This is a genomic window from Enterobacter cloacae complex sp. ECL352, from assembly GCF_020149545.1.
GTDB classification, from domain to species: Bacteria; Pseudomonadota; Gammaproteobacteria; order Enterobacterales; family Enterobacteriaceae; genus Enterobacter; species Enterobacter asburiae_B.
This window is the reverse complement of sequence record NZ_CP083709.1, coordinates 324230-346380: the sequence shown is the minus strand read 5'-3', so window position 1 is coordinate 346380 and position 22151 is coordinate 324230. Positions and strand designations below refer to the sequence as shown.

At 54.8% G+C, this 22151-nt stretch carries 25 protein-coding genes and 1 pseudogene; 16 read left to right on the top strand and 10 right to left on the bottom strand.

Annotated features, from left to right (window positions below; translation table 11 throughout):
• The first annotated feature begins 39 nt into the window (after nt 1-39).
• The 5 genes and pseudogenes from LBF07_RS01630 to comJ all read left to right on the top strand — a co-directional run bounded on the left by LBF07_RS01630 (nt 40) and on the right by comJ (nt 2148).
• On the top strand, nt 40-483 hold the full coding sequence (locus LBF07_RS01630; protein ID WP_094934686.1) for a DUF6386 family protein: 444 nt from the start codon (nt 40-42) through the stop codon (nt 481-483).
• 206 nt (nt 484-689) lie between these two features.
• Nucleotides 690-877: pseudogene (locus tag LBF07_RS24680) on the top strand (RHS repeat protein); the annotation flags it as partial.
• A 154-nt stretch (nt 878-1031) separates the two neighbouring features.
• Complete coding sequence (locus tag LBF07_RS24675) at nt 1032-1106, top strand: hypothetical protein (RefSeq protein ID WP_112778127.1); 75 nt, start codon at nt 1032-1034, stop codon at nt 1104-1106.
• A gap of 63 nt (nt 1107-1169) precedes the next feature.
• Nucleotides 1170-1526 carry an SMI1/KNR4 family protein gene (locus LBF07_RS01620; protein ID WP_094934685.1) on the top strand — a complete coding sequence of 119 codons (357 nt, stop codon included), beginning with the start codon at nt 1170-1172 and terminating at the stop codon, nt 1524-1526.
• A gap of 154 nt (nt 1527-1680) precedes the next feature.
• The gene (gene comJ / locus LBF07_RS01615; protein ID WP_224435100.1) at nt 1681-2148 is read left to right on the top strand and encodes a competence protein ComJ; all 468 of its coding nucleotides are present in this window, start codon (nt 1681-1683) and stop codon (nt 2146-2148) included.
• 76 nt (nt 2149-2224) lie between these two features.
• Here the strand turns inward: comJ and ychF are convergent, their stop codons facing one another.
• Both ychF and pth read right to left on the bottom strand, forming a co-directional pair.
• A complete protein-coding gene (ychF, locus tag LBF07_RS01610) occupies nt 2225-3319 on the bottom strand; it encodes a redox-regulated ATPase YchF (RefSeq protein ID WP_010432886.1) in 1095 nt (364 codons plus the stop codon).
• Nucleotides 3320-3445: 126 nt separating this feature from the next.
• The gene (gene pth / locus LBF07_RS01605) at nt 3446-4030 is read right to left on the bottom strand and encodes an aminoacyl-tRNA hydrolase (RefSeq protein ID WP_094934683.1); all 585 of its coding nucleotides are present in this window, start codon (nt 4028-4030) and stop codon (nt 3446-3448) included.
• A 274-nt stretch (nt 4031-4304) separates the two neighbouring features.
• Here pth and ychH point away from each other — a divergent pair, with 274 nt between their 5' ends.
• Together ychH and LBF07_RS01595 are read left to right on the top strand one after the other, a co-directional pair.
• Complete coding sequence (ychH, locus tag LBF07_RS01600; protein ID WP_023312132.1) at nt 4305-4580, top strand: stress-induced protein YchH; 276 nt, start codon at nt 4305-4307, stop codon at nt 4578-4580.
• A gap of 121 nt (nt 4581-4701) precedes the next feature.
• Complete coding sequence (locus LBF07_RS01595) at nt 4702-5760, top strand: MerR family transcriptional regulator (protein ID WP_094934682.1); 1059 nt, start codon at nt 4702-4704, stop codon at nt 5758-5760.
• On the opposite strand, the gene dauA is transcribed toward LBF07_RS01595, so the two are convergent.
• From dauA to lolB, 4 genes are all read right to left on the bottom strand, one after another.
• Nucleotides 5746-7425 (bottom strand): C4-dicarboxylic acid transporter DauA, encoded by a 1680-nt coding sequence (gene dauA / locus LBF07_RS01590; protein WP_094934681.1) that lies wholly within the window; start codon nt 7423-7425, stop codon nt 5746-5748. The two genes, LBF07_RS01595 and dauA, sit on opposite strands and share 15 nt — an antisense overlap.
• A gap of 124 nt (nt 7426-7549) precedes the next feature.
• On the bottom strand, nt 7550-8497 hold the full coding sequence (prs, locus tag LBF07_RS01585) for a ribose-phosphate diphosphokinase (protein WP_003856663.1): 948 nt from the start codon (nt 8495-8497) through the stop codon (nt 7550-7552).
• Nucleotides 8498-8622: 125 nt separating this feature from the next.
• A complete protein-coding gene (ispE, locus tag LBF07_RS01580; protein ID WP_087822747.1) occupies nt 8623-9492 on the bottom strand; it encodes a 4-(cytidine 5'-diphospho)-2-C-methyl-D-erythritol kinase in 870 nt (289 codons plus the stop codon).
• Nucleotides 9489-10100 carry a lipoprotein insertase outer membrane protein LolB gene (lolB, locus tag LBF07_RS01575; protein ID WP_023312128.1) on the bottom strand — a complete coding sequence of 204 codons (612 nt, stop codon included), beginning with the start codon at nt 10098-10100 and terminating at the stop codon, nt 9489-9491. The genes ispE and lolB overlap by 4 nt, the downstream gene beginning before the upstream one ends.
• Nucleotides 10101-10301: 201 nt before the next feature.
• Here lolB and hemA point away from each other — a divergent pair, with 201 nt between their 5' ends.
• From hemA to kdsA, 6 genes are read left to right on the top strand one after another with little or no spacing between them, the layout of a single operon-like run.
• A complete protein-coding gene (hemA, locus tag LBF07_RS01570) occupies nt 10302-11558 on the top strand; it encodes a glutamyl-tRNA reductase (protein ID WP_023335999.1) in 1257 nt (418 codons plus the stop codon).
• Nucleotides 11559-11599: 41 nt separating this feature from the next.
• A complete protein-coding gene (gene prfA, locus LBF07_RS01565) occupies nt 11600-12682 on the top strand; it encodes a peptide chain release factor 1 (RefSeq protein ID WP_021240360.1) in 1083 nt (360 codons plus the stop codon).
• Nucleotides 12682-13512: a peptide chain release factor N(5)-glutamine methyltransferase gene (gene prmC, locus LBF07_RS01560; RefSeq protein WP_094934680.1), complete on the top strand. Its 831-nt coding sequence runs from the start codon at nt 12682-12684 to the stop codon at nt 13510-13512. Before prfA ends, prmC begins: the two co-directional genes overlap by 1 nt.
• Nucleotides 13509-13901: an invasion regulator SirB2 gene (gene sirB2 / locus LBF07_RS01555; RefSeq protein WP_032656670.1), complete on the top strand. Its 393-nt coding sequence runs from the start codon at nt 13509-13511 to the stop codon at nt 13899-13901. Before prmC ends, sirB2 begins: the two co-directional genes overlap by 4 nt.
• A 3-nt stretch (nt 13902-13904) precedes the next feature.
• Nucleotides 13905-14714: an invasion regulator SirB1 gene (gene sirB1 / locus LBF07_RS01550; RefSeq protein ID WP_023312124.1), complete on the top strand. Its 810-nt coding sequence runs from the start codon at nt 13905-13907 to the stop codon at nt 14712-14714.
• A gap of 36 nt (nt 14715-14750) precedes the next feature.
• Nucleotides 14751-15605 (top strand): 3-deoxy-8-phosphooctulonate synthase, encoded by an 855-nt coding sequence (kdsA, locus tag LBF07_RS01545; RefSeq protein ID WP_023335996.1) that lies wholly within the window; start codon nt 14751-14753, stop codon nt 15603-15605.
• Nucleotides 15606-15693: 88 nt separating this feature from the next.
• Here kdsA and chaA read toward each other — a convergent pair whose 3' ends face one another.
• Nucleotides 15694-16794 carry a sodium-potassium/proton antiporter ChaA gene (chaA, locus tag LBF07_RS01540; RefSeq protein ID WP_023312122.1) on the bottom strand — a complete coding sequence of 367 codons (1101 nt, stop codon included), beginning with the start codon at nt 16792-16794 and terminating at the stop codon, nt 15694-15696.
• Between the two features lie 270 nt (nt 16795-17064).
• On the opposite strand from chaA, the gene chaB reads away from it, so the two are divergent.
• Together chaB and LBF07_RS01530 are read left to right on the top strand one after the other, a co-directional pair.
• Nucleotides 17065-17295: a putative cation transport regulator ChaB gene (gene chaB, locus LBF07_RS01535; RefSeq protein WP_023312121.1), complete on the top strand. Its 231-nt coding sequence runs from the start codon at nt 17065-17067 to the stop codon at nt 17293-17295.
• Nucleotides 17296-17472: 177 nt separating this feature from the next.
• The gene (locus LBF07_RS01530) at nt 17473-18168 is read left to right on the top strand and encodes a gamma-glutamylcyclotransferase (protein WP_094934722.1); all 696 of its coding nucleotides are present in this window, start codon (nt 17473-17475) and stop codon (nt 18166-18168) included.
• Nucleotides 18169-18198: 30 nt separating this feature from the next.
• Here LBF07_RS01530 and LBF07_RS01525 read toward each other — a convergent pair whose 3' ends face one another.
• The 3 genes from LBF07_RS01525 to LBF07_RS01515 form a co-directional block, all read right to left on the bottom strand.
• Complete coding sequence (locus LBF07_RS01525) at nt 18199-18438, bottom strand: DUF1883 domain-containing protein (RefSeq protein WP_010432930.1); 240 nt, start codon at nt 18436-18438, stop codon at nt 18199-18201.
• 211 nt (nt 18439-18649) lie between these two features.
• Nucleotides 18650-20434 carry a methyl-accepting chemotaxis protein gene (locus LBF07_RS01520; RefSeq protein WP_094934679.1) on the bottom strand — a complete coding sequence of 595 codons (1785 nt, stop codon included), beginning with the start codon at nt 20432-20434 and terminating at the stop codon, nt 18650-18652.
• Between the two features lie 106 nt (nt 20435-20540).
• Nucleotides 20541-20894: a DsrE/DsrF/TusD sulfur relay family protein gene (locus tag LBF07_RS01515; protein WP_008499522.1), complete on the bottom strand. Its 354-nt coding sequence runs from the start codon at nt 20892-20894 to the stop codon at nt 20541-20543.
• A 72-nt stretch (nt 20895-20966) separates the two neighbouring features.
• Here LBF07_RS01515 and nasR point away from each other — a divergent pair, with 72 nt between their 5' ends.
• Nucleotides 20967-22151, top strand: coding sequence for a nitrate regulatory protein NasR (gene nasR / locus LBF07_RS01510; RefSeq protein ID WP_094934678.1), 1185 nt, complete (start codon nt 20967-20969; stop codon nt 22149-22151).

Below are 22151 nucleotides of genomic sequence, written 5' to 3'. Positions count from 1 at the left end.
ACTAGGCCGGGGAGATATTTCCGGCCTTTTACTTACGGCATGAGAAAAATCATAAGCATACAAACAGATACTGCCACATTAGTTATTTATGATTTGATGTCATTAAAGCATAGAATTAATGATGATGCAGATTGGTGGAGTCTTCCAGAAGATGAAGTTGAAGAAATAAATAAAGGGAATCTATTATTTCTCAATCTTGGAGATGATGGTGCCTATAAAGTTCATATTAAAAATGATGTTGATGAATATACCGGGTCACTATTTTTAAGCGTACCTTCTGGAAAGGTTTTCATTGGGGCGGGAGAAGATGTCACAGGCGGAGATCTTGAGCCTGATGACTCAGATGCTATTTCAGGTGAGTTCATTTCTTTAGACCCTGGTAGTTACGAAGTTAAATATAAAAAGCAAGGTTCAGATGTTCTAGTTTCCTTTACAAAAGCAACGATTACTGGAAACTCATTAGAAGAGGGAGTTTATCTCTGAATGCAAATCCACGCCCTGGCGTGGATTTTTTCATCCCAAAAAATGTTAAACAATTAGTTCATTATGTAGCCATTTATAACAATAGTCTTTTTTCCTTTTGCAGGTGTCTTGCTTATTTTTTTTTCGCGCCTTGCTTACCGTTACCCTTAATAAGCGGTCGTTATACTCGCAACGAACAACTCCACCCTGAGAATAGTCCCCCGTAGCTGCTTACCACCCGCCGCGAGTACTACCACCTTGGTCGACTGCATCGTCGGGTCTTCTTTACCGGCAATGCCCATCGTCGCCGCGCCGCTGGGATTACGACTACCGCAACCTGGTAAGGGAAGAGCGGGACGGTTGCCTGCTCGAAGGATCTGCAGAGAAGGTCACGTACAACCGCCTGACGGAAGTCATCAGACAGCCGCGGGTTCGCAACAATCAAGTTACTTAAATCCGCATCAGGCAGTCTATATGCTAATATAGGTTCTACTCAACGAACCCGTAGAGCTTAGCCTGGAGATTAGTATGCAACGTTGAAACAATAGTTTCATATCAGTTACAAAGAAATGATTGATGCATGTGTTCTAAAACAGCAGGGAAGAAAATCGCTTAGGGATTCGTATAAATATTTTGACCAATAGAAATAGTTTAATAGTAATAATGTTTATTTTATATATGACTTATTAGCTTAAAGGCAAGTTGGTATGGAAAAACAAAATTTAATTGATCAGCTAAATGAAATTGAAAAGCTTATGCACATTTCTTTACCATCTGAATATAAATGCTTTATAATTGAGAATGTCAAGTACGCTGACTTTTATGAAATTCAACGAGCAAATGGTGACCAGCTTTATGTTTTCAATTGTTTTGATTTGCTTGAAAGAAATAATGCATATGCAATCCAAGAGGTTGAGCCTGACCTTTTATTGATTGGTCAAGATGGTGATCTTGGGTATTTTTTGAATCTGTGCAAGGGTACTGATGATATTTATTCTTTAGATCTTGGAGCATTAGGAAGCCTGGAAATTGATAAAGAAAGTAATAGTATATTTATGTTATAGTTTTGCTTTTATTAAACGCTTAGTTCAGTATTTTGGAAAACCCACGCCAAATCGTGCATTTTTTTAAAAAAATAGTTCAAATATAGATTATTTTTTCAGAACTGCCAGATACAACAAAAATAAAATACGATGTAATATTATGAGTGATAAGAGCATGCAAAAAGTAGATCTACTAATTTCGCATAATCAAATATTGTTACGATCCCGAGACTATGACGAAAAGCTGAGTCAGTGGGGAAAAGGCAATGTTTCTCAAGGGGCTGTTCTACACAAGGATTATGTTATATTCGATCCATTACCAGAGGACGCGTTTGGAGCAAACGTCAATATCAAAATAGAGAATGCTTTCAAATCGGATGAAAATGCTCAGCGCTGTATTGTTGTGCCATTTTTCATTACGGATAAAGATAAGCTGCAAATCGCTTCTGCAACTGAGAAATTCGATTTAAATATAGATGTGAACGATGAAGTTTATTCACTCTTTTATGAGATTTGTGAAGGAGATGAAATTTATTATAATTTCACTCTTGTGCCGGCAAAAGAAGCTATTGCTGCTAAGTTTTTGCTAGATGACCCTTGGGGAGGAATAAAAGATTATCCTCTCAAAGAAGGGATTTTTTAAATTTAGTATTAACCGGGGAATTTATCTCGGAATAAAAATCCACGCCAAAGCGTGGATTTTTTTCATTCAAAACAACTCAAACGTTAAACAAGAAGTTCATCACATCGCCATCTTTAACGATGTAGTCTTTCCCTTCCGCACGCATCTTGCCTGCTTCTTTCGCGCCTTGCTCACCCTTGTAGGTGATGAAGTCTTCAAACGCGATAGTCTGCGCACGAATAAAGCCTTTCTCGAAGTCGGTGTGGATCTTACCGGCCGCCTGAGGAGCTGTCGCACCCACAGGGATCGTCCACGCACGCACTTCTTTCACGCCAGCGGTGAAGTAGGTCTGAAGGTTCAGCAGCTCATAGCCCGCGCGGATCACGCGGTTCAGGCCCGGCTCTTCCAGACCCAGCTCGGCCATGAACTCTTCACGGTCGGCGTCGTCCAGCTCAGCGATGTCGGATTCAACTGCAGCGCAAACCGCCACAACCACAGAACCTTCAGCCGCCGCGATTTCACGCACTTTGTCGAGGTACGGGTTGTTCTCAAAACCGTCTTCGTTAACGTTGGCGATGTACATGGTTGGCTTCAGGGTCAGGAAGCTCAGGTATTTGATCGCCGCCTTGTCTTCTTCAGTCAGGTTTTTCAGCGCGCGCAGCATGCCCGCGTTTTCAAGCTGTGGCAGACATTTTTCCAGCGCAGCCAGTTCCGCTTTCGCGTCCTTGTCGCCGCCTTTGGCTTTCTTCTGCACGCGGTGAATAGCGCGTTCGCAGGTGTCGAGGTCAGAGAGCGCCAGCTCGGTGTTGATGACGTCGATGTCGTCAGCCGGATCCACTTTGTTGTTAACGTGGATGATGTTGTCGTTCTCGAAGCAGCGCACAACGTGGCCGATCGCTTCGGTTTCACGAATGTTGGTCAGGAACTGGTTACCCAGGCCTTCACCTTTGGACGCGCCTTTTACCAGGCCCGCGATGTCCACGAATTCCATGGTGGTTGGCAGAATGCGCTGCGGCTTAACGATTTCCGCGAGCTGGTCCAGACGCGGGTCCGGCATTGGCACAACGCCGGTGTTAGGTTCGATGGTACAGAACGGGAAGTTCGCCGCTTCGATACCCGCTTTGGTAAGCGCGTTAAACAGGGTGGATTTGCCCACGTTTGGCAGACCGACGATACCGCATTTGAATCCCATTTCTAAATCACCTTAATATCTTGATAATCAATCCGTTAACGATAACCGATTGATGAAAAGTAAATAACTACGCCTATTATACACGTAACCCGCATGACGCGCGGTAAAAAAGCCGAATCGGGCGGATTATTGCGCTTTGAAAGCGTGTAAGCGGTTTGTCGCTTTGGTTAACCCATCTTTCAGCCAGATTTCAGTGCAGCGCGCCGCTTCGTCTACCGCCTCGTCAATCAGTTTCTGCTCAGAAACCGGGGGCTTACCGAGTACGAAACCGACAACTTTGTTTTTATCGCCCGGATGGCCGATTCCAACGCGCAAACGGTGGAAATTCGGGTTATTGCCCAGCTTGCTGATGATGTCTTTGAGGCCGTTGTGGCCGCCGTGCCCGCCGCCCAGCTTGAATTTTGCCACGCCGGGCGGGAGATCCAGCTCATCGTGTGCGACCAGGATTTCATCCGGATTGATGCGATAAAACGTTGCCATTGCCGCCACCGCTTTACCACTCAGGTTCATAAAGGTGGTGGGCACCAGTAAACGAACATCCGCGCCAGCAAGGATGATACGTGAGGTATACCCGAAGAATTTAGGTTCTTCACGCAGGGGAGCACGTAACCGCTCGGCCAGCAGATCGACGTACCATGCCCCGGCGTTGTGGCGGGTGGCCGCATACTCTGCGCCGGGGTTGGCGAGGCCGACAATCAGTTTAATCGTCACGATTCAATTCCTAATGGGTTCCAGATCTGGCGCGTAGTTTACTGTCTGGCGCGCCGCTTGACAAAATTCTGCGATCTTCCCAGCGAAATACGAATAATTTCTGATTTGAACCATTAGAATTTCAAGCTGTTCAAAGCCTTATTTGTAAACTTTTGTTTGGGACTTATCTGTAATTGTGATCATTCACGCAACTCATAAAAGGGGCGTTGTCTATACTTTACACACAAGGATTAGGGGCTTTTCCCCTGACAACCCAAAGTTCCGGAGGTGACACATGAAACGCAAAAACGCTTCGTTACTCGGTAACGTACTGATGGGATTGGGGCTGTTCGTGATGGTAGCCGGCGTGGGTTATTCCATTTTAAACCAGTTACCTCAGATTGACCTCCCGCAATACTTCGCGCACGGCGCGATATTGAGCATCTTCGTTGGTGCGGTATTGTGGCTTGCAGGGGCGCGCGTGAGCGGCCATGAGGAAGTCTGCGATAAATACTGGTGGGTGCGCCACTACGACAAACGCTGTCGTCGCGATCAGCATAAGCACAGCTAGTGCTACGATAAAGAACGCCGAAACGGCTCCCGCGGGAGTCGTTTTTTTTTGCATCAAGGGTTGACCCTCACGTAACGTAAGGCTCCAGAGTGGCGCCACTGGCAAAGAAAAAGGAGCAGTTATGTTGATTCAGGTGGGTGAACTGGCGAAACGCGCCGGTATCACCGTGCGGACATTGCACCACTATGAGCAAACAGGGTTGTTGCTGCCTTCTGCCAGAAGCGCGGCAGGTTACCGGCTTTACAACCTGGCGGATGTCCAGCGTCTGCATATGATCCAGGCGCTGGCAAAAGCGGGGCTGGAACTTGCTGAAATCAGGGATTTCCTGGAACAGGAGTCGCTGTCGTTAACCGAGTTACTCGATGCGCAAATCACGCTGCTGGATAAACAGCTGCGCAGCATACATACGCTGCGCGACCGGCTGGTGGAGCTGCGAACCGGGCTTCTCGACGATGCGACGCCGGATCTGGAATCCTGGCTACAGACTCTGGAGTTAATGAATATGTACGATCGCTGGTTTAGCAAAGAAGAGTTACAGCAGCTGCCGTTTGCGGTGCAGAAGGATGCGCTGGCGGCTATCTGGTCAGGGCTGGTTGCAGAGGCCAACACGCTGCTGGAGCACCATATACCCGCTACTGACGCCCGGGCGATGGATCTGGCGACGCGCTGGATGGAGCGCCTTGAGCAGGACACGGCGGGCAAGCCGGAGTTTCTCACCCGGCTGAACGAGATGCACAGCGTTGAACCGCAGATGCAGGCGCAGACCGGCATCACGCCGGAGATGACGGATTACATCACGCGCGCGTTTGCTGAGTCTAAGCTCTTCATATGGGAGAAGTATCTCACTGCCGAAGAGATGGCCTTTACCCGGGCACACTACTTTGACCGCATGATGGAGTGGCCGCCGCTGGTGGCGAAACTGCATCAGGCGCAGCGGGAAAATATCGATCCTGCCTGTGAGGAGGCGCAAAAGCTGGCTGAAAACTGGCTGGCATTGTTCCAGTCTTACGCGGGCAAGAACCCGGAAACTCAGCAAAAGTTTCGTACTGCCATGCAGCAGGAGCCGCACCTGATGAAAGGAACCTGGATGACGCCTGCCGTGCTTGCATGGCTCCAGCAGGCGATCGGGGTGATGATGCAGAGACGTTTCTCTGCATCAGGTAACTCACAGATCCGCTAACGCGGTTTCACGGTTAGGGTAGAAGGAGAGTCGGCCAGGGATCGGCTGTACACCCGCGCGCGCCATGGTGCGCAGCGGCTGAAACTCCAGGTTACTCACCCGCAGCTCGCAGCCTTCCGGCAGACGTTTCACAAAGCGCTGGAAGGCATCCAGGCCGCCTGCATCGAGCACCGGTACGGCATCCCATTTCAGCACCACAACTCGTTTGCCCGCGATGCGGGACTCCAGATCGCTGAACAGACCTTCCGCCGCGGCGAAGAACAGCGGACCAATCACGCGCAGCACCAGCACATCGTCAGGCACCTCGACGTTAACCGGGGAAAGGCGCGTCATCTGCGCGATACGGCGCATAAACAGCAGGGAAGCCAGCACGATCCCGACGCTGATGGCGATAACCATATCGAACAGCACGGTCAGCGACATGCAGATCAGCATCACGATGATGTCGTCTTTCGGCGCGCGACGAAGCAGGTTCACCACCTTGTGCGCCTCGCTCATGTTCCAGGCCACCATCAGCAGCAGGGCGGCCATGGCGGAAAGCGGTAGCCAGGAGAGCAGCGGGGCGAGGATCAGCAGGGCGAGGATCACCAGCACGGAGTGGATAACCGCCGAAACCGGTGAGGTTGCACCCGCGCGCACGTTGGCCGCAGAACGGGCGATGGCTGCCGTTGCGGTAATACCGCCGAAGAACGGCGCGACGAGGTTGCCTAATCCCTGACCGACCAGTTCGCTGTTGGCTTTGTGCTTGGTGCCGGTCATCCCGTCCAGAACGACGGCACAGAGCAGGGATTCAATCGCCCCCAGCATTGCCATAGAGAACGCGGCGGGAAGCAGGGCTCGCAGGGAATCCCAGCTTAGGGTGAAGCTGGAGCCGGGCATGTCCCACGGCAGCACCAGCTGCGGTAGCAGTTGCGGAATGCCGCTACCCTGTGAACCGTCCGCCAGAACATAGTGGAACTGCGAGCCGATAGTCGCGACGTGACCACCGAACATATTGACGATCGCCATCACCGCGCAGCCCAGCAGCAGCGCGGGCAGATGGCCCGGCAGACGAATACCGAGGCGAGGCCAGACGATCAGCGTGCCCAGCGTCACAATCCCGATGGCGGCGTCGCCCAGGTTGGCCGTCGGCAGCGCCATAAACAGCGCCCCCACTTTTTGCAGGTAGTGCTCCGGTACGTGGGGCATCTGCAGGCCGAGGAAATCCTTGATCTGCATGGTTCCGATGGTGATACCAATCCCCGATGTGAATCCCAGCGTTACGGAAAGGGGAATATATTCAATCAGGCGACCAAAGCGGGCCAGACCAAACAGAATCAAAAAGACGCCGGACATCAGGGTGGCGACCAGCAGGCCTGCCAGACCAAACTGCTGTGAAACCGGGTAGAGGATCACCACGAAGGCGGCGGTCGGGCCGGAAACGCTAAAGCGCGAGCCGCCCGTCAGGGCAATGACGATCCCGGCAACGGCCGAGGTGTACAGACCGTACTGCGGCGCAACGCCGCTGCCAATCGCCAGCGCCATCGCCAGCGGGATGGCGATAATGCCGACGGTGATCCCGGCAATCAGGTCACGGACAAAGCGTGACAAGGTGTACTTCTCTTTCCAGCAGGCGTCGATGAGGGCGCGAAAGGGCAGAACATGTGAGGAGGCTACGTTTTTCACAATTATCTATCATCCGTATGCGCATCATCTGTCATATGAATGGCAGGTGAAGGAGGCATTAATCATACAAATAAAACCCGGAGACAAAAAAACCCGCCGCAGCGGGTTTTTCGGCCGTGTTCGATTAGTGTTCGAACATTGCTGAGATGGATTCTTCGTTGCTGATACGACGAATCGCTTCGGCCAGCATCCCGGACAGGGTCAACGTACGCACGTTTGGCAGTGCTTTGATCTCGTCGCTCAGTGGGATGGTATCGCATACCACAACTTCGTCAATGACGGAGTTGCGCAGGTTGTTTACTGCGTTACCGGAGAAGATCGGGTGAGTCGCGTAAGCGAATACGCGCTTGGCACCACGCTCTTTCAGCGCTTCAGCTGCTTTACACAGCGTGCCGCCGGTATCGATCATGTCGTCAACCAGCACGCAGTCACGGCCAGCAACATCACCGATGATGTGCATCACCTGAGAAACGTTAGCGCGCGGACGGCGTTTGTCGATGATCGCCATGTCGGTATCGTTCAGCAGCTTAGCGATAGCACGGGCACGTACCACGCCGCCGATGTCCGGAGAAACCACGATTGGGTTATCCAGGTTCAGCTGCAGCATGTCTTCCAGCAGGATTGGGCTGCCGAATACGTTATCAACCGGGACGTCGAAGAAGCCCTGGATCTGCTCTGCGTGCAGGTCAACGGTCAGTACGCGGTCAACGCCGACGCTGGACAGGAAGTCAGCGACAACTTTAGCGGTGATTGGCACACGTGCGGAACGGACGCGACGGTCCTGACGGGCATAGCCGAAGTAAGGGATTACAGCAGTGATACGGCCTGCGGAAGCGCGACGCAGGGCGTCGACCATAACAACCAATTCCATCAGGTTGTCGTTTGTTGGAGCACAGGTGGACTGGATGATGAAAATATCACCACCGCGTACATTTTCGTTAATTTGTACGCTGACTTCGCCGTCGCTAAAGCGACCTACGGCGGCGTCGCCGAGGGAAGTGTACAGGCGGTTGGCAATACGTTGTGCTAGTTCCGGGGTGGCGTTACCAGCAAAAAGCTTCATATCAGGCACGAGAAGAACCTCAGGCATGCGTCCAGTGGTGGATAGCGTTCGCCGCAAACTGTGCGGGCCAGGCGAAGGCTATCCAGGCGGTGTATTAAAGAGCGCGATGCAACGTCTGGAACAGGGTGACGTTGTCACCGAAACTCAGTCTGCGCCAGAATGGTCTGCTGTAGGGGGGAGGTGTTCATCCCGCGAGCTACAAAACCATGCAGCCAAACCGGCGCTTGCTCAAGCACCTGACGAGCGGCGGATTCGGTGTCAAATTCAGCAAAGACACAGGCTCCTGTACCAGTCAGGCGCGACGGCGCGTATTCTAACAGCCAGGAAAGCACCGCATCAACCTCGCGAAAACGTTTTCTTGCGATATCCTCGCAATCGTTGCTGAATTCACAATTTAATAACGTTTCTATTGACCGAACCGGGGTATTCCTTTTCAGGTCAGGATCTTTAAAGATGACCGGGGTCGGAATGCTCACGCCAGGATGGGCAACCAGATACCACTTCTCCAGCGGTTCAGCCGGGGAGAGGATCTCACCCACGCCTTCAGCAAAGGCCGCATGACCGCGCACAAACACCGGGACATCCGCCCCCAGCGTCAGGCCCAGGGCTGCCAGTTCGTCCTTCGACAGCCCGCAGCCCCAGAGGTGGTTCAGCGCAACCAGCACGGTGGCGGCGTTGGATGATCCACCGCCCAGACCGCCGCCCATCGGCAGGCGTTTCTCGATACGGATATCCGCACCGCTTCCCGCGGTCAGACGGCCCGATTCCGCCGCGGCTTTCATCAGCAGACGCGCGGCGCGCACGATCAGGTTGTCCTCATGCGCCACGCCTTCGACCGGCGTTAGCAGGCAAATCTGCCCGTCCTGGCGCAGTTCAATAGAGATCGTGTCGCCATAGTCAATAAACTGAAACAGCGTCTGGAGGGTGTGATAACCGTCAGCACGCTGGCCGGTAATGTATAAAAATAGGTTCAGCTTTGCCGGAGAGGGCCAGTGGGTCATCATTTAACGATCCAGTTGTCCATTTTCAGCTTGATACGCTGGCTGCCCTGGGTCAGCTCCATGTTTGATGGCAGCGACGGTTTACTCTTGCTGTCATAGGCGCTGTACACCACTTTCCAGGTTTTGCCGTTCTGGGTGTAGTTCACCTGGCTCAGACGGTACTGGTCGTCAAGGGTGTAGTCCGTTGCCTCACCCGGCAGGCCAAGGATCCACTGGCGCAGGCTGTTGAGCGGGATAGGCATCCCGGTCAGCTTGCCAATCATCTCTTCGGCATCGGTCGCGGTATAGTGCTGGCCTTTGTTATCGGTGATCTGCGCTTCGCCCGGTTTGGCGATAAGCTCCAGCTCGGTGCTGCCCAGCGGGTTCAGCAGCAGCAGGCGGTAGTTGTCCTGCCCCGTCTGCTGCCAGAAGAAGCGGGCATAAACCTTTTGCTCGTCAGAGAGATAAGCGAAAGCGCCGCGGGTCTGGTACTGGTTCAAATTACGGACGTCCTGCTGGTGCTGACGCCACTGCGGTGAATCAGGGCTTTTGCCCGGGCCTTTTGGTTGGGTGACGGTACACGCGGTCAGAACCAGTGCTGCCAGCGGCAGCAGGCGAATCAGTCGGGTCATAATGAGGACAAATCCTTGAGATACGTTGCAGTTATAACTGTTAATGCTAGCGTCGAAGGGGGCTACCGTCTACGTTCAAATTATCTCAAAGGGTTGTGTAACCTATTACTCCGAAAGGGGGCAGTCCCTTTTATTGATCTCGCGCATCCTGTATGATGCGTTCTGCTAACCTTATTAACGCTGGTACTACTCCCGCTCAACATGACCCTATTAGCACTCGGCATCAACCACAAAACGGCTCCGGTTTCGCTGCGAGAACGCGTGACGTTTTCGCCGGATACGCTTGACCTGGCGCTTGACAGCCTGCTTGCACAGCCTATGGTGCAGGGTGGCGTGGTGCTCTCGACGTGCAACCGTACCGAGCTGTATTTAAGCGTGGAAGAGCAGGACAACCTGCACGAAGCGCTGATCCGCTGGCTATGCGACTACCACAACCTCAATGAAGACGAGCTGCGCAACAGCCTGTACTGGCATCAGGACAACGATGCCGTCAGCCATCTGATGCGCGTCGCCAGCGGGCTGGATTCGCTGGTGCTGGGCGAGCCGCAAATTCTGGGTCAGGTGAAAAAAGCCTTTGCGGATTCGCAAAAAGGGCATCTGAAGGCCAGCGAGCTGGAGCGCATGTTCCAGAAGTCGTTCTCCGTGGCGAAGCGTGTGCGAACAGAAACCGACATTGGTGCCAGTGCGGTTTCTGTTGCTTTCGCGGCCTGCACCCTTGCACGCCAAATCTTTGAATCCCTTTCTACCGTCACCGTGATGCTGGTGGGGGCGGGCGAAACCATCGAACTTGTGGCGCGCCATCTGCGCGAGCATAAAGTGAAAAAGATGATTATCGCTAACCGCACCCGCGAACGCGCGCAGGTGCTGGCGGATGAAGTGGGTGCAGAGGTGGTTGCCCTGAGCGACATCGATGAACGCCTGAAAGAGGCTGACATTATTATCAGCTCAACCGCCAGCCCGCTGCCGATTATCGGAAAAGGGATGGTGGAGCGTGCGCTGAAGTCCCGCCGTAATCAGCCGATGCTGCTGGTGGATATCGCCGTCCCGCGCGATGTTGAGCCGGAAGTGGGCAAGCTGCCTAACGCCTATCTCTACAGCGTGGATGACCTGCAAAGCATCATTTCGCACAACCTTGCCCAGCGTAAAGCGGCGGCGGTTCAGGCGGAAACCATCGTTGAGCAGGAAACCAGTGAGTTTATGGCCTGGCTGCGCGCGCAAAGCGTCAGCGAGACCATCCGCGAGTACCGCGGGCAGGCGGAGCAGGTGCGTGATGACCTGACTGCCAAAGCGTTAGCAGCCCTTGAACAGGGCGGCGACGCAAATGCGATTATGCAGGATCTGGCGTGGAAACTGACCAACCGCCTGATCCATGCACCAACCAAATCTCTTCAGCAGGCTGCCCGTGACGGGGATGATGAACGCCTGACTATTCTGCGCAACAGCCTCGGGCTGGAATAGCGCCCTATACCCATTTTCTAAGACAAGGTGCACTTACGCCTATGAAGCCTTCTATCGTCGCTAAACTGGAAGCTCTGCACGAGCGCCATGAAGAAGTACAGGCGCTGCTCGGGGATGCCGGGACCATTGCGGACCAGGAACGTTTTCGCGCGCTCTCGCGTGAATACGCGCAGTTAAGTGATGTTTCTAAATGCTTTACCGACTGGCGACAGGTTCAGGAAGATATCGAAACCGCGCAGATGATGCTCGACGATCCTGAAATGCGCGAGATGGCGCAGGAAGAGTTGCAGGATGCGAAAGCGCGTTCTGAAGAGATGGAGCAGCAGCTTCAGGTGCTTCTGCTGCCGAAAGATCCGGACGACGAGCGTAACGCGTTTGTGGAAGTGCGTGCCGGTACCGGCGGTGACGAAGCGGCGCTGTTTGCCGGGGATCTGTTCCGCATGTACAGCCGCTATGCCGAATCGCGTCGCTGGCGCGTGGAGATCATGAGCGCCAACGAAGGCGAACATGGTGGCTACAAAGAGGTTATCGCCAAGATCAGCGGCGACGGCGTGTACGGTCGTCTCAAGTTTGAATCCGGCGGTCACCGCGTGCAGCGCGTGCCGGCCACCGAATCTCAGGGCCGCATTCACACCTCCGCCTGTACGGTTGCGGTGATGCCGGAGCTGCCGGAAGCTGAACTGCCGGACATCAATCCTGCAGACCTGCGTATTGATACGTTCCGCTCCTCTGGCGCGGGCGGTCAGCACGTTAACACCACCGATTCCGCTATCCGTATTACCCACCTGCCGACCGGCATCGTCGTTGAATGTCAGGACGAGCGTTCGCAGCACAAAAACAAAGCCAAAGCGTTGTCCGTGCTGGGCGCGCGTATCCACGCAGCTGAAATGGCGAAACGCCAGCAGGCGGAAGCGTCTACGCGCCGTAACCTGCTGGGCAGCGGCGATCGCAGCGACCGTAACCGCACCTACAACTTCCCGCAGGGGCGCGTAACCGATCACCGCATCAACCTGACGCTGTACCGTCTGGACGAGGTGATGGAAGGGAAGCTGGATATGCTGATCGAGCCTATCGTGCAGGAATACCAGGCCGACCAGCTGGCGGCGCTGTCCGAGCAGGAATAATGGATTTTCAGCGCTGGTTACGTGAGGCGGCCGGTGAGCTTTCAGAAAGCGAAAGCCCGAAACGCGACGCCGAAATTTTGCTTGAGCATGTGACGGGTAAAGCCCGCACGTATCTGCTGGCTTTTGGCGAAACCGAACTGACCGCGGAACAGGAAGCGCAGCTCGGCGCGCTGCTTGCCCGCCGTAAAACCGGCGAGCCGGTGGCGCACCTTGTCGGTGAGCGTGAGTTCTGGTCGTTACCGCTGTACGTCTCGGCGGCGACGCTGATCCCGCGTCCGGACACCGAGTGTCTGGTGGAGCAGGCGCTGGCGCGTTTACCTGCGGCGGCCTGCAGCATTCTCGATCTCGGTACCGGCACCGGGGCTATCGCGCTGGCGCTCGCTACCGAGCGGCCCGACTGCGCGGTGACGGCGGTGGATGTGATGCCCGACGCGGTGGCGCTGGCGCAGCGTAACGTGGAACGTCTCGGGCTTCGCAACGTGACGGTGCTGCAAAGCAGCTGGTTTGCCGCGCTGGAGAATCGCTCATTTGCGATGATTGTCAGCAATCCTCCCTACATCGACGAACATGACCCGCACCTTTCGCAGGGAGACGTGCGCTTCGAACCGCTGACGGCGCTCGTGGCCGCCAACGCGGGATTAGCCGATCTCGAACACATTGTGACAACGTCACGGGAACATTTGCTTCCCGGCGGCTGGCTGCTGGTGGAGCATGGCTGGACGCAGGGAGAAGCCGTTCGGGCACTGTTTACGCAAGCTGGCTACGCCGCTGTCGAAACCTGCCGCGACTACGGCGGCAACGAACGCCTGACGCTGGGGCAGTGGCTATGAGCCTGTTTACCGTGCTCATTACTGTCCACCTCATTTCCGTTGCGCTGACCATCAGCTTTTTCATCGTCCGTTACTGGTGGCGCTACAGCAACAATCCGCTGATGGATGCCCGCTGGGTGCGTATCGCACCGCACTGCATCGACACGCTATTGCTCCTTTCCGGTGCCGGGCTCATGTGGAAGACCGGCTATCTGCCATTTACTGATAAAGGTGCATGGCTGACTGAAAAGCTGTTTGGCGTTATCATCTACATCGTTTTGGGTTTTATCGCGCTTGGGCGTCGTCGTCCGCGCAGCCAGCAGGTCGGGTTTATCGCCTTTCTGCTGGGTCTGGTGGTGCTGTACATCATCATTAAACTCGCCACCACAAGAATACCGTTACTGGGGTAAGTCATGAGGTCCTTAGCCGATTTCGAATTTAATAAAGTGCCGCTTTGCGATGGCATGATCCTGATTTCCGAGATGATTCGCGACGATTTTACGTCGCAGTTTGTCTACGATGAGCTGGAGAATCTGGTCAGCCTGGCGCGTGAAGAGATTAATCAGGCTCGCCCGCAAGACTGGCAATTAGAGAAGCTGCTGGAGCTTTTCTACGGCGAATGGGGTTTCTGCGACACGCGGGGCGTGTATCGCCTGTCTGACGCGTTATGGCTGGACCAGGTCTTAAAAAATCGTCAGGGCAGCGCCGTGGCGCTGGGCTCTATTTTGCTGTGGGTCGCGCACCGTCTGGATATTCCGCTGGTCCCGGTCATTTTCCCGACGCAGATGATCCTGCGTGCTGAGTGGCTGGACGGCGAAATGTGGCTCATTAATCCTTTCAACGGCGACACGCTGGATGAACATACGCTGGACGTGTGGCTGAAAGGCAATATCAGCCCGGTGGCTGAGCTCTTCAACGAAGATCTCGACGAGGCAGATAACGCCGAGGTCATTCGCAAGCTGCTGGATACGCTGAAGTCTGCGTTAATGGAAGAGCGTCAGATGGAGCTGGCGTTGCGCGCCAGCGAAGTGCTGCTGCAGTTCAACCCGGAAGACCCGTACGAAATTCGCGATCGTGGGCTGATCTACGCGCAGCTCGACTGTGAGCACGTGGCGCTGAATGATTTGAATTATTTCGTTGAGCAGTGTCCGGAAGATCCCATTAGCGAAATGATTCGTGCGCAGATCAACGCGATCTCGCACAAACAAATTACACTGCATTAATCTTAATTCCGATTCACACCTGAATAAGGCGATCCTATGAAACAAAAAGTGGTTAGCATTGGTGATATCAAGGTAGCAAACGACCTGCCGTTCGTACTGTTTGGCGGCATGAACGTGCTGGAATCCCGCGATCTCGCCATGCGTATCTGCGAACACTACGTGACCGTGACCCAGAAGCTGGGCATCCCGTACGTGTTTAAGGCCTCTTTTGACAAAGCCAACCGCTCCTCTATCAACTCTTACCGTGGCCCGGGCCTGGAAGAGGGAATGAAAATTTTCCAGGAGCTGAAGCAGACCTTTGGCGTGAAAGTGATCACCGACGTGCATGAAGCCTCACAGGCGCAGCCGGTGGCAGACGTGGTGGACGTGATTCAGCTTCCGGCGTTCCTGGCGCGTCAGACTGACCTGGTTGCGGCGATGGCGAAAACCGGTGCCGTTATCAACGTGAAGAAACCACAGTTCGTCAGCCCTGGTCAGATGGGCAACATCGTCGATAAATTTATCGAAGGCGGCAACGATCAGGTCATCCTGTGCGACCGTGGCGCAAACTTCGGCTACGACAACCTGGTTGTCGACATGCTGGGCTTCAGCGTAATGAAAAATGTCTCCGGTCAGTCTCCGGTGATTTTCGACGTGACCCACGCCCTGCAGTGCCGCGACCCGTTTGGCGCCGCGTCCGGCGGCCGTCGCGCTCAGGTGACCGAGCTGGCGCGCGCCGGCATGGCGACCGGTCTGGCCGGCCTGTTCATTGAAGCGCACCCGGATCCGGCTAACGCGAAATGCGACGGCCCATCCGCGCTGCCGCTGGACAAGCTGGAGCCGTTCCTGAAGCAGATCAAAGCGATTGACGATCTGGTGAAGAGCTTCGACGAGCTGGACACCAGCAACTAATAAAAAAACCCGCTTCGGCGGGTTTTTTGTTCTCCCTCTCCCTGTGGGAGAGGGTTCGGATGAGGGCATCAGCCCGCGCCGCATAAAATTACGCAAATATCGTCATCAGATACGCAATAAACAAGGCCATATGCGCCGCGCCGTTCAGCACGTTGGTGCGCCCGGTTGAGAACGAAATCTGGCACAGCAGCAACGAGGCGACCATCACAATCATCTCCGGCGCGCCCAGCGCAAACTGCAGCTCGTTGCCCGTCATAAAGGCAATCAGCGTCACCACCGGTACGGTAAGTGAAATCGTCGCCAGTACGGAACCGAAGAACAGGTTCATTGCGCGCTGTACCTGATTATTCAACACCGCTTTCAGCGCGCCTAGCCCTTCAGGGGACAGGATCAGCAGCGCCACCAGGAAGCCGGTAAACGCCACCGGCGCGTTCAGCTCGGTTAACAGCGTCTCCAGCGGGTTAGCGTTCATCTTGGTGACGGCAATCACCGCAATCAGATGCACGATCAGCCAAACCGTATGCCACGCGCTGCTGTGGGCCGACGGCTTGCCGTGGTGCGGGTCATCATCGTCGCCGTCGTCTTCATGCTCGTACACAAAAAGACTCTGGTGCGTTTTGGTCTGAATCAACAGAAACACGCCGTACATGGCGGCGGAAATCAGTGCGACCAGCAGCGCCTGCCCGGTGGAAAAGTTTGCACCCGGCAGCGCCATCGGGAAGACCAGCACGATAATCGCCAGCGGGAAGAGGGCGATAAGATACTGTTTAATGCCGAACAGGTTCATATACTGGGTCGCAAATTTGCGCCCGCCCAGCAGCAGAGAGAAGCCTACCAGGCCGCCCGTCACAATCATAATGATCGAATAGAGCGTGTCGCGCATCAGCGTCGGCGCGGCATCGCCGGTCGCCATAAGCGCGGAAATCAGGCTGACTTCGAGAATAACAACGGAAAGGCTGAGAATTAACGATCCGTACGGCTCGCCCAGACGGTGGGCCAGGACGTCCGCATGGCGAACAACGCTAAATGCGCTGGTTAAGATGCCGACCAGGGCAAGAATATTGATACCAACCACCACTGGCAGTGACTGACTGCTTCCCCAGAAGAGCAGCACAGCCAGTGCCAGAACCGGGAAAATGAGTGACGTCTCCTTGTGGCGGGTCTTTACCGCCTCGTGTGTTGCTGTCATGTGCTTCTCCATCAATGCAGGTGCTTGTAATTATAGATAGATTTTTGAGGTCATTAAATTAACAGATCTCTGTTAAATACCCTTTATTTTTTACTTAATTTTACACTTTGTTATTATTTTCATTGATGATGGGTATAATGCAGATTCTTTGTTGATTACTCATTAAATAACAATTAATTAAAAATGTAATTTATTCATAAATTATTGCCGAGTGGCACCATGGCGTATCGTCGTCCACACTTATCTCTTTAACCAAAAGAGAGGTTAGTGATGCCCTATAAAGCGAAACGCGAATTACCGGATAACGTACAAAACGTGCTGCCCGCTCACGCGCAGGATATCTACAAAGAGGCGTTTAACAGCGCCTGGGATCAGTACAAAGACAAGGACGATCGCCGGGATGATGCCAGTCGTGAAGAGACGGCCCACAAAGTCGCCTGGGCCGCAGTAAAACATGAATATGAGAAAGGAGACGACGATAAATGGCATAAAAAGAAATAGCCATGAAATGATTCGCTGCCTTCATTTTGACTTTTCAGGCGGTTGAACTTCCGTTGTATTGCAACTGGTCCGCTAATTGCTTATCGTTATTCGACTGCTGGCAAAATGACCAGCATAAAATGCCGGGAAGGCGAATTACAGATGTCGCAAGGAAGCATGCAGTGGCGGAGGTGGAAAGTGTTAACGCGTGATTTCTTAATGAAGGCAGATTGTAAGACGGCATTTGGTGCTATTGAGGAATCGCTTCTCTGGTCAGCTGAACAACGTGCGGCGTCACTCGCTGCCACGCTTGTCTGCCGCCCGGATGATGGCCCGGTATGGATTTTTGGCTACGGCTCCCTGATGTGGAACCCGGCTCTGGAATTTGTCGAATCGGCAACGGGAACGCTGCCTGGCTGGCATCGCGCATTTTGCCTGCGCCTGACGGCCGGACGCGGCAGCGCGTGCCAGCCCGGGCGCATGCTTGCACTGAAAGAGGGCGGACGCACCACGGGCGTGGCGTATCGCCTGCCGGATGCCACGCTGGAAGAGGAGCTCACGCTGCTCTGGAAGCGCGAGATGATCACCGGCTGCTATATGCCGAGCTGGTGCAAGCTGGAACTGGACGACGGACGCACCGTCAATGCGCTGGTGTTTATTATGGATCCGCGCCATCCGCTGTATGAAGCGGATACCCGCACGCAGGTGATTGCCCCGTTGATTGCCGCCGCGAGCGGGCCTCTGGGCACCAACGCGCAGTATCTGTTCTCCCTCGATCAGGAGCTGACCCGCCTCGGCATGAAGGACGATTGTCTGAATGAGCTGGTGGTGAAGGTGAAGGCGCTGCTGGAAGGGAACCCGCTCAACAGCGCGCTGCGACCGGGTTTTGCCTGACAATACGCCCGGCTTGCCGGGCGTTTAAACTTATGCTGCCACGTAGCTGACGGAATGCTCCAGCGACTGGCTGTGGCTATCAATCAGCACATCCCACGTGCCGGTATACGGCACGGTAAGCCAGGCCTTATCGTCCTGTACGGTGAGAATATCCGCCTGGGACTGTTTTTGTGCTTTCGAACTCATCAGATGAATACGACAGCGTTCTGAGCAACGCACCACTACCGTATCCCCACCAAACAGTTTCAAACTTGTTTTTACCAGTGCCATTTTTTACCCCGTAGTCTTAAACAACGCTCTCCCTGCTGCCATATCCGAGCGTGATGTTGTTCACAATTCACTCATGGCATAACACCAAAGGGGAGGGGGCGGGATGCTGATTTTGATCAAAAAATGGCATAACGATTAAACAAAAATGACAAAATTCCTCAAAATTTAGGCTAGCGCGCGTTTTACCCGCTAAACGCGCGCCGGAAGAAGATTAAATGCGGAAATGCCCGGCTGTTTCAGCAAGGTCGCCCGCCTGGCTCTGCAGGGCTCCCGCGGCGGCGGCGGATTCCACCACCAGCTCGGCGTTCTGCTGAACCATTCTGTCGAGATGGGTCACCGCGTGGTTGATCTCATGAATCCCTTTCATCTGCTCGCTGGTGGCGATGGAGATTTCGCGCATGATGCCAGAGACGCTGCCGATGCTGGAGCGGATCTCATCCATGCTTTCCCCCGCCAGATGCACGTAGCGGGAGCCGGTTGCCACGCTGTCGGTGGTGGAGTCAATCAGAGATTTGATCTCTTTCGCCGCCTGAGCGCTACGACTTGCCAGGTTACGCACTTCACCTGCTACGACGGCAAACCCGCGTCCCTGCTCACCCGCACGCGCCGCCTCGACGGAGGCGTTCAGCGCCAGAATGTTGGTCTGGAAAGCAATGCCGTCAATCACGCTGGTGATATCGCCAATTTTTGCCGACGCGACTTCAATGGACTGCATGGTGCTGATCGCCTGCGATACCACCTCGCCGCCGCGCGCCGCGGCCGCTGAGGCCTTGCTCGCCTGGTCGTTCGCTTCTGCCGCCGATTCATTCGACTGCGTCACGGAGGCGGTGATCTGCTCCACGGCGCTGGCCGTCTCGCGCAGGCTGGATGCCGCCTGCTCGGTACGTCCGGAAAGATCCTGGTTTCCTGCGGCAATCTCCTGCGCGGCGTTTTTCACCGATTCGCTGGCGTCACGGAGCTGCACCATCACCACCGACAGCTTATCGCTGAAGGCGTTAAAGGCCTGGGCAATCTGCGCGACCTCGTCCTCGCCGTTATCCGGCAGGCGCTGGGACAGATCGTTAGTGCCGTTAGCAATGTTGTGCATCGCGTCGCGAATGTCGGACAAGCGCTTGAGCAGGCGGGCAATCAGGAAATGCACAATCGCCGCGCTCAGGAGTGCGAGGATCACCAGCGAAATCCCCGAGGCTTTAAGCAGGGAACGCATGCCGGAGGTGGCGTCACCGCTGTCGAGCGCGATGACTAACAGCCAGTTTGTGCCCGGCACGGCTGTCGCCACGAAGGTTTTTTCCGCGTCGTTCAGCGTTCCGTCGACGGGGTTACCGCTTTTCAGCGCAGCAAAATCAATGCCCTTGATCGTCTCACCAAACGGTTTCAGCGTCAGAGCCGGATCGTTAGCGGCAATCACGCTGCCGTCGCTGTTCAGAAGCAACCCGCTGCTGGCCGGAGTTGGATGGATCCCGCGCACGTTTGCCACCACGCTATCCATGGCCACATCGCCCGCCACGACCGCTTTGAGCGTGCCATTTTCTTTCACCGGCACCGCAAAGGTTACCACCAGTTTACCGGTCCCCGCGTCAACGTAGGGCGCGGTGACAACCGGACCGTCCGTGCTGATCACCTGCTGATACCACGGGCGAATAGTCGGGTCATAGTCCGCCGGAACGCCCGCCGGTTCAGAGAATTTCGCCGTTTTGCTGGCGTAGCCAACATAGACGTTGGTGAATCCACCCGCCTGCGCAAGCTGTTTAAACACCGGAACCGGGTCGTCATTCAGCGCAACGGTCTGCGCGGAGGCGATCACCGTCATCTTGCTTTTTACCCAGTCGGCAATCGCCATGTTATGGCTGGCGCTGGTGCTGGTCAGGATATCGCGCTGGGACTGCTGGTTATCCTGGCGCGTGACCTGGAAGTTAATGACGGTATTAAGGAGAAGGGCGACGACCAGACAGCCTGCCGTCGCCACGATGATGCGTGCACGAATCGATCTGAACATAAGTGAAATACCTGCTGTGTTGTTTCCATGCCTATCGGCAACCCCGCAGGTAAACTTGATGCTGAAACCGCGTCCATAAGAAAATAATATTTTTACGGGTTTATTATTAAAAAGTTAATACTTTATCGGCGGACAGCGTCCACTCGGCCAGCTCCACCAGCGTACCAATCTCTACGCCATCAATCAGCGGCAGACCGGTAATGCCGCGGCCGTCGGTGCAGGTCTTGCACAGCTTCACCGGCACGTTTTGCGCGGTGAGGATCTCCAGCATCTGCTGAATGTTATAGCCTTCTGCCGGTTTTTGACCCTTCAGCCCCGCGGTGACCGCGTCCGACATTAAAAAGAGTCGTAACGCCAGGTCGCTCTCTTTTTCACGCAGCGCAATCGCCAGGCGCAGGCTGTTGAAAAGGGATTCGCTGCCGTAAGCCGCACCGTTGGCGACGATCACAATCTTCTGCATGTTGACTCCTGTTCTTATAAAGGCACGAATATTGCTTAGCTTTCCCGAGTTTCGCTGTTCTGGAGAGTAAGCATGACATTAATGGCTGGCATTTCGCCAGGCGCTGCCGAATGGCTCGAGCGCGCAAGGATGATGCGTCGGGAACAGTTCAGCAAGCTGGCACAGCTTGGCGTGCTTGTGCACGGCATTAGCCAACTGGTGCACATGTTACAGTGCGAGCGTGGGGCGTCCAACGTCTGGCTCTGTTCACAGGGCAAACTTTACGCCCTCGAATGCAAAGCCAGCCGGGCGATGGTGGATGAAAACCTCGCTGCACTTTATGACATTCTTGAAAAACAGTCGCCGATCCCGGGAAGTACGGTCTGTGAACGCATCGGCGGCGCGCTTCAGAGCCTTGATATGCTTCCCGCGCTGCGCGACGGTGTTATTCAGCAAACGGTAACGGCGCCGCAGGCGATGGAACACTACTCCCGCATGCTTCGCCATCTGCTCAGTATCGTGCCGCAGCTCAATGACAGCATTGACGATCCGCAAATCGCCGGGCGTTTTGTTGCCCTTTATAGCCTGATGCAGGGGAAAGAGCTGGCGGGACAGGAACGGGCCCTGGGGGCGATTGGCTTCACGCAGGGTTTTTTCGATGATGTGACTCGCCAGAGGCTGGTTGACCGCATCGACGGTCAGCAGGCCTGCTTTGAGATCTTTCTCTCGCACAGCTCCGCTGACGTCCAGACCACCTTTTCCCTGCACTGCCAGCCCGATCGTGAAACGGAGCAACTCCGGCGCGTGGCCTGTACCCGCCAGCCTGCCGCAGATGATGGCCTTACCGCTCTGGCCTGGTTTGCTCTGCAAACCGCGCGCCTTGAGCATTTGCGCACGCTGGAGGAGACGCTCATCGCCGATCTGATGACGGCGGTGGACGAGCGTATTTACCGTAACGATGAGTACGTGCCTCCCGCCGATGAGCAGGACGACCCGCTGATACAGTATCCGGAAAAACCGTTGCTCACCCTGGTGCGCCAGCAGGCACGCGAGATAGAACAGCTCTCGCGCCAGCTAGCATCGCTGCGCGATACGCTTGAAGAGCGCAAAGTCATTGATAAAGCGAAAAGCGTGCTGATGACCCACCAGAATATGAGTGAGGAACAGGCCTGGACGGCGCTGCGCAAAATGGCGATGGACAAGAACCAAAGGATGGTGGATATCGCCCGCGCGCTGCTGATGGTGAAGAATTTATGGCAGGTAACACCAAAGGAGTAG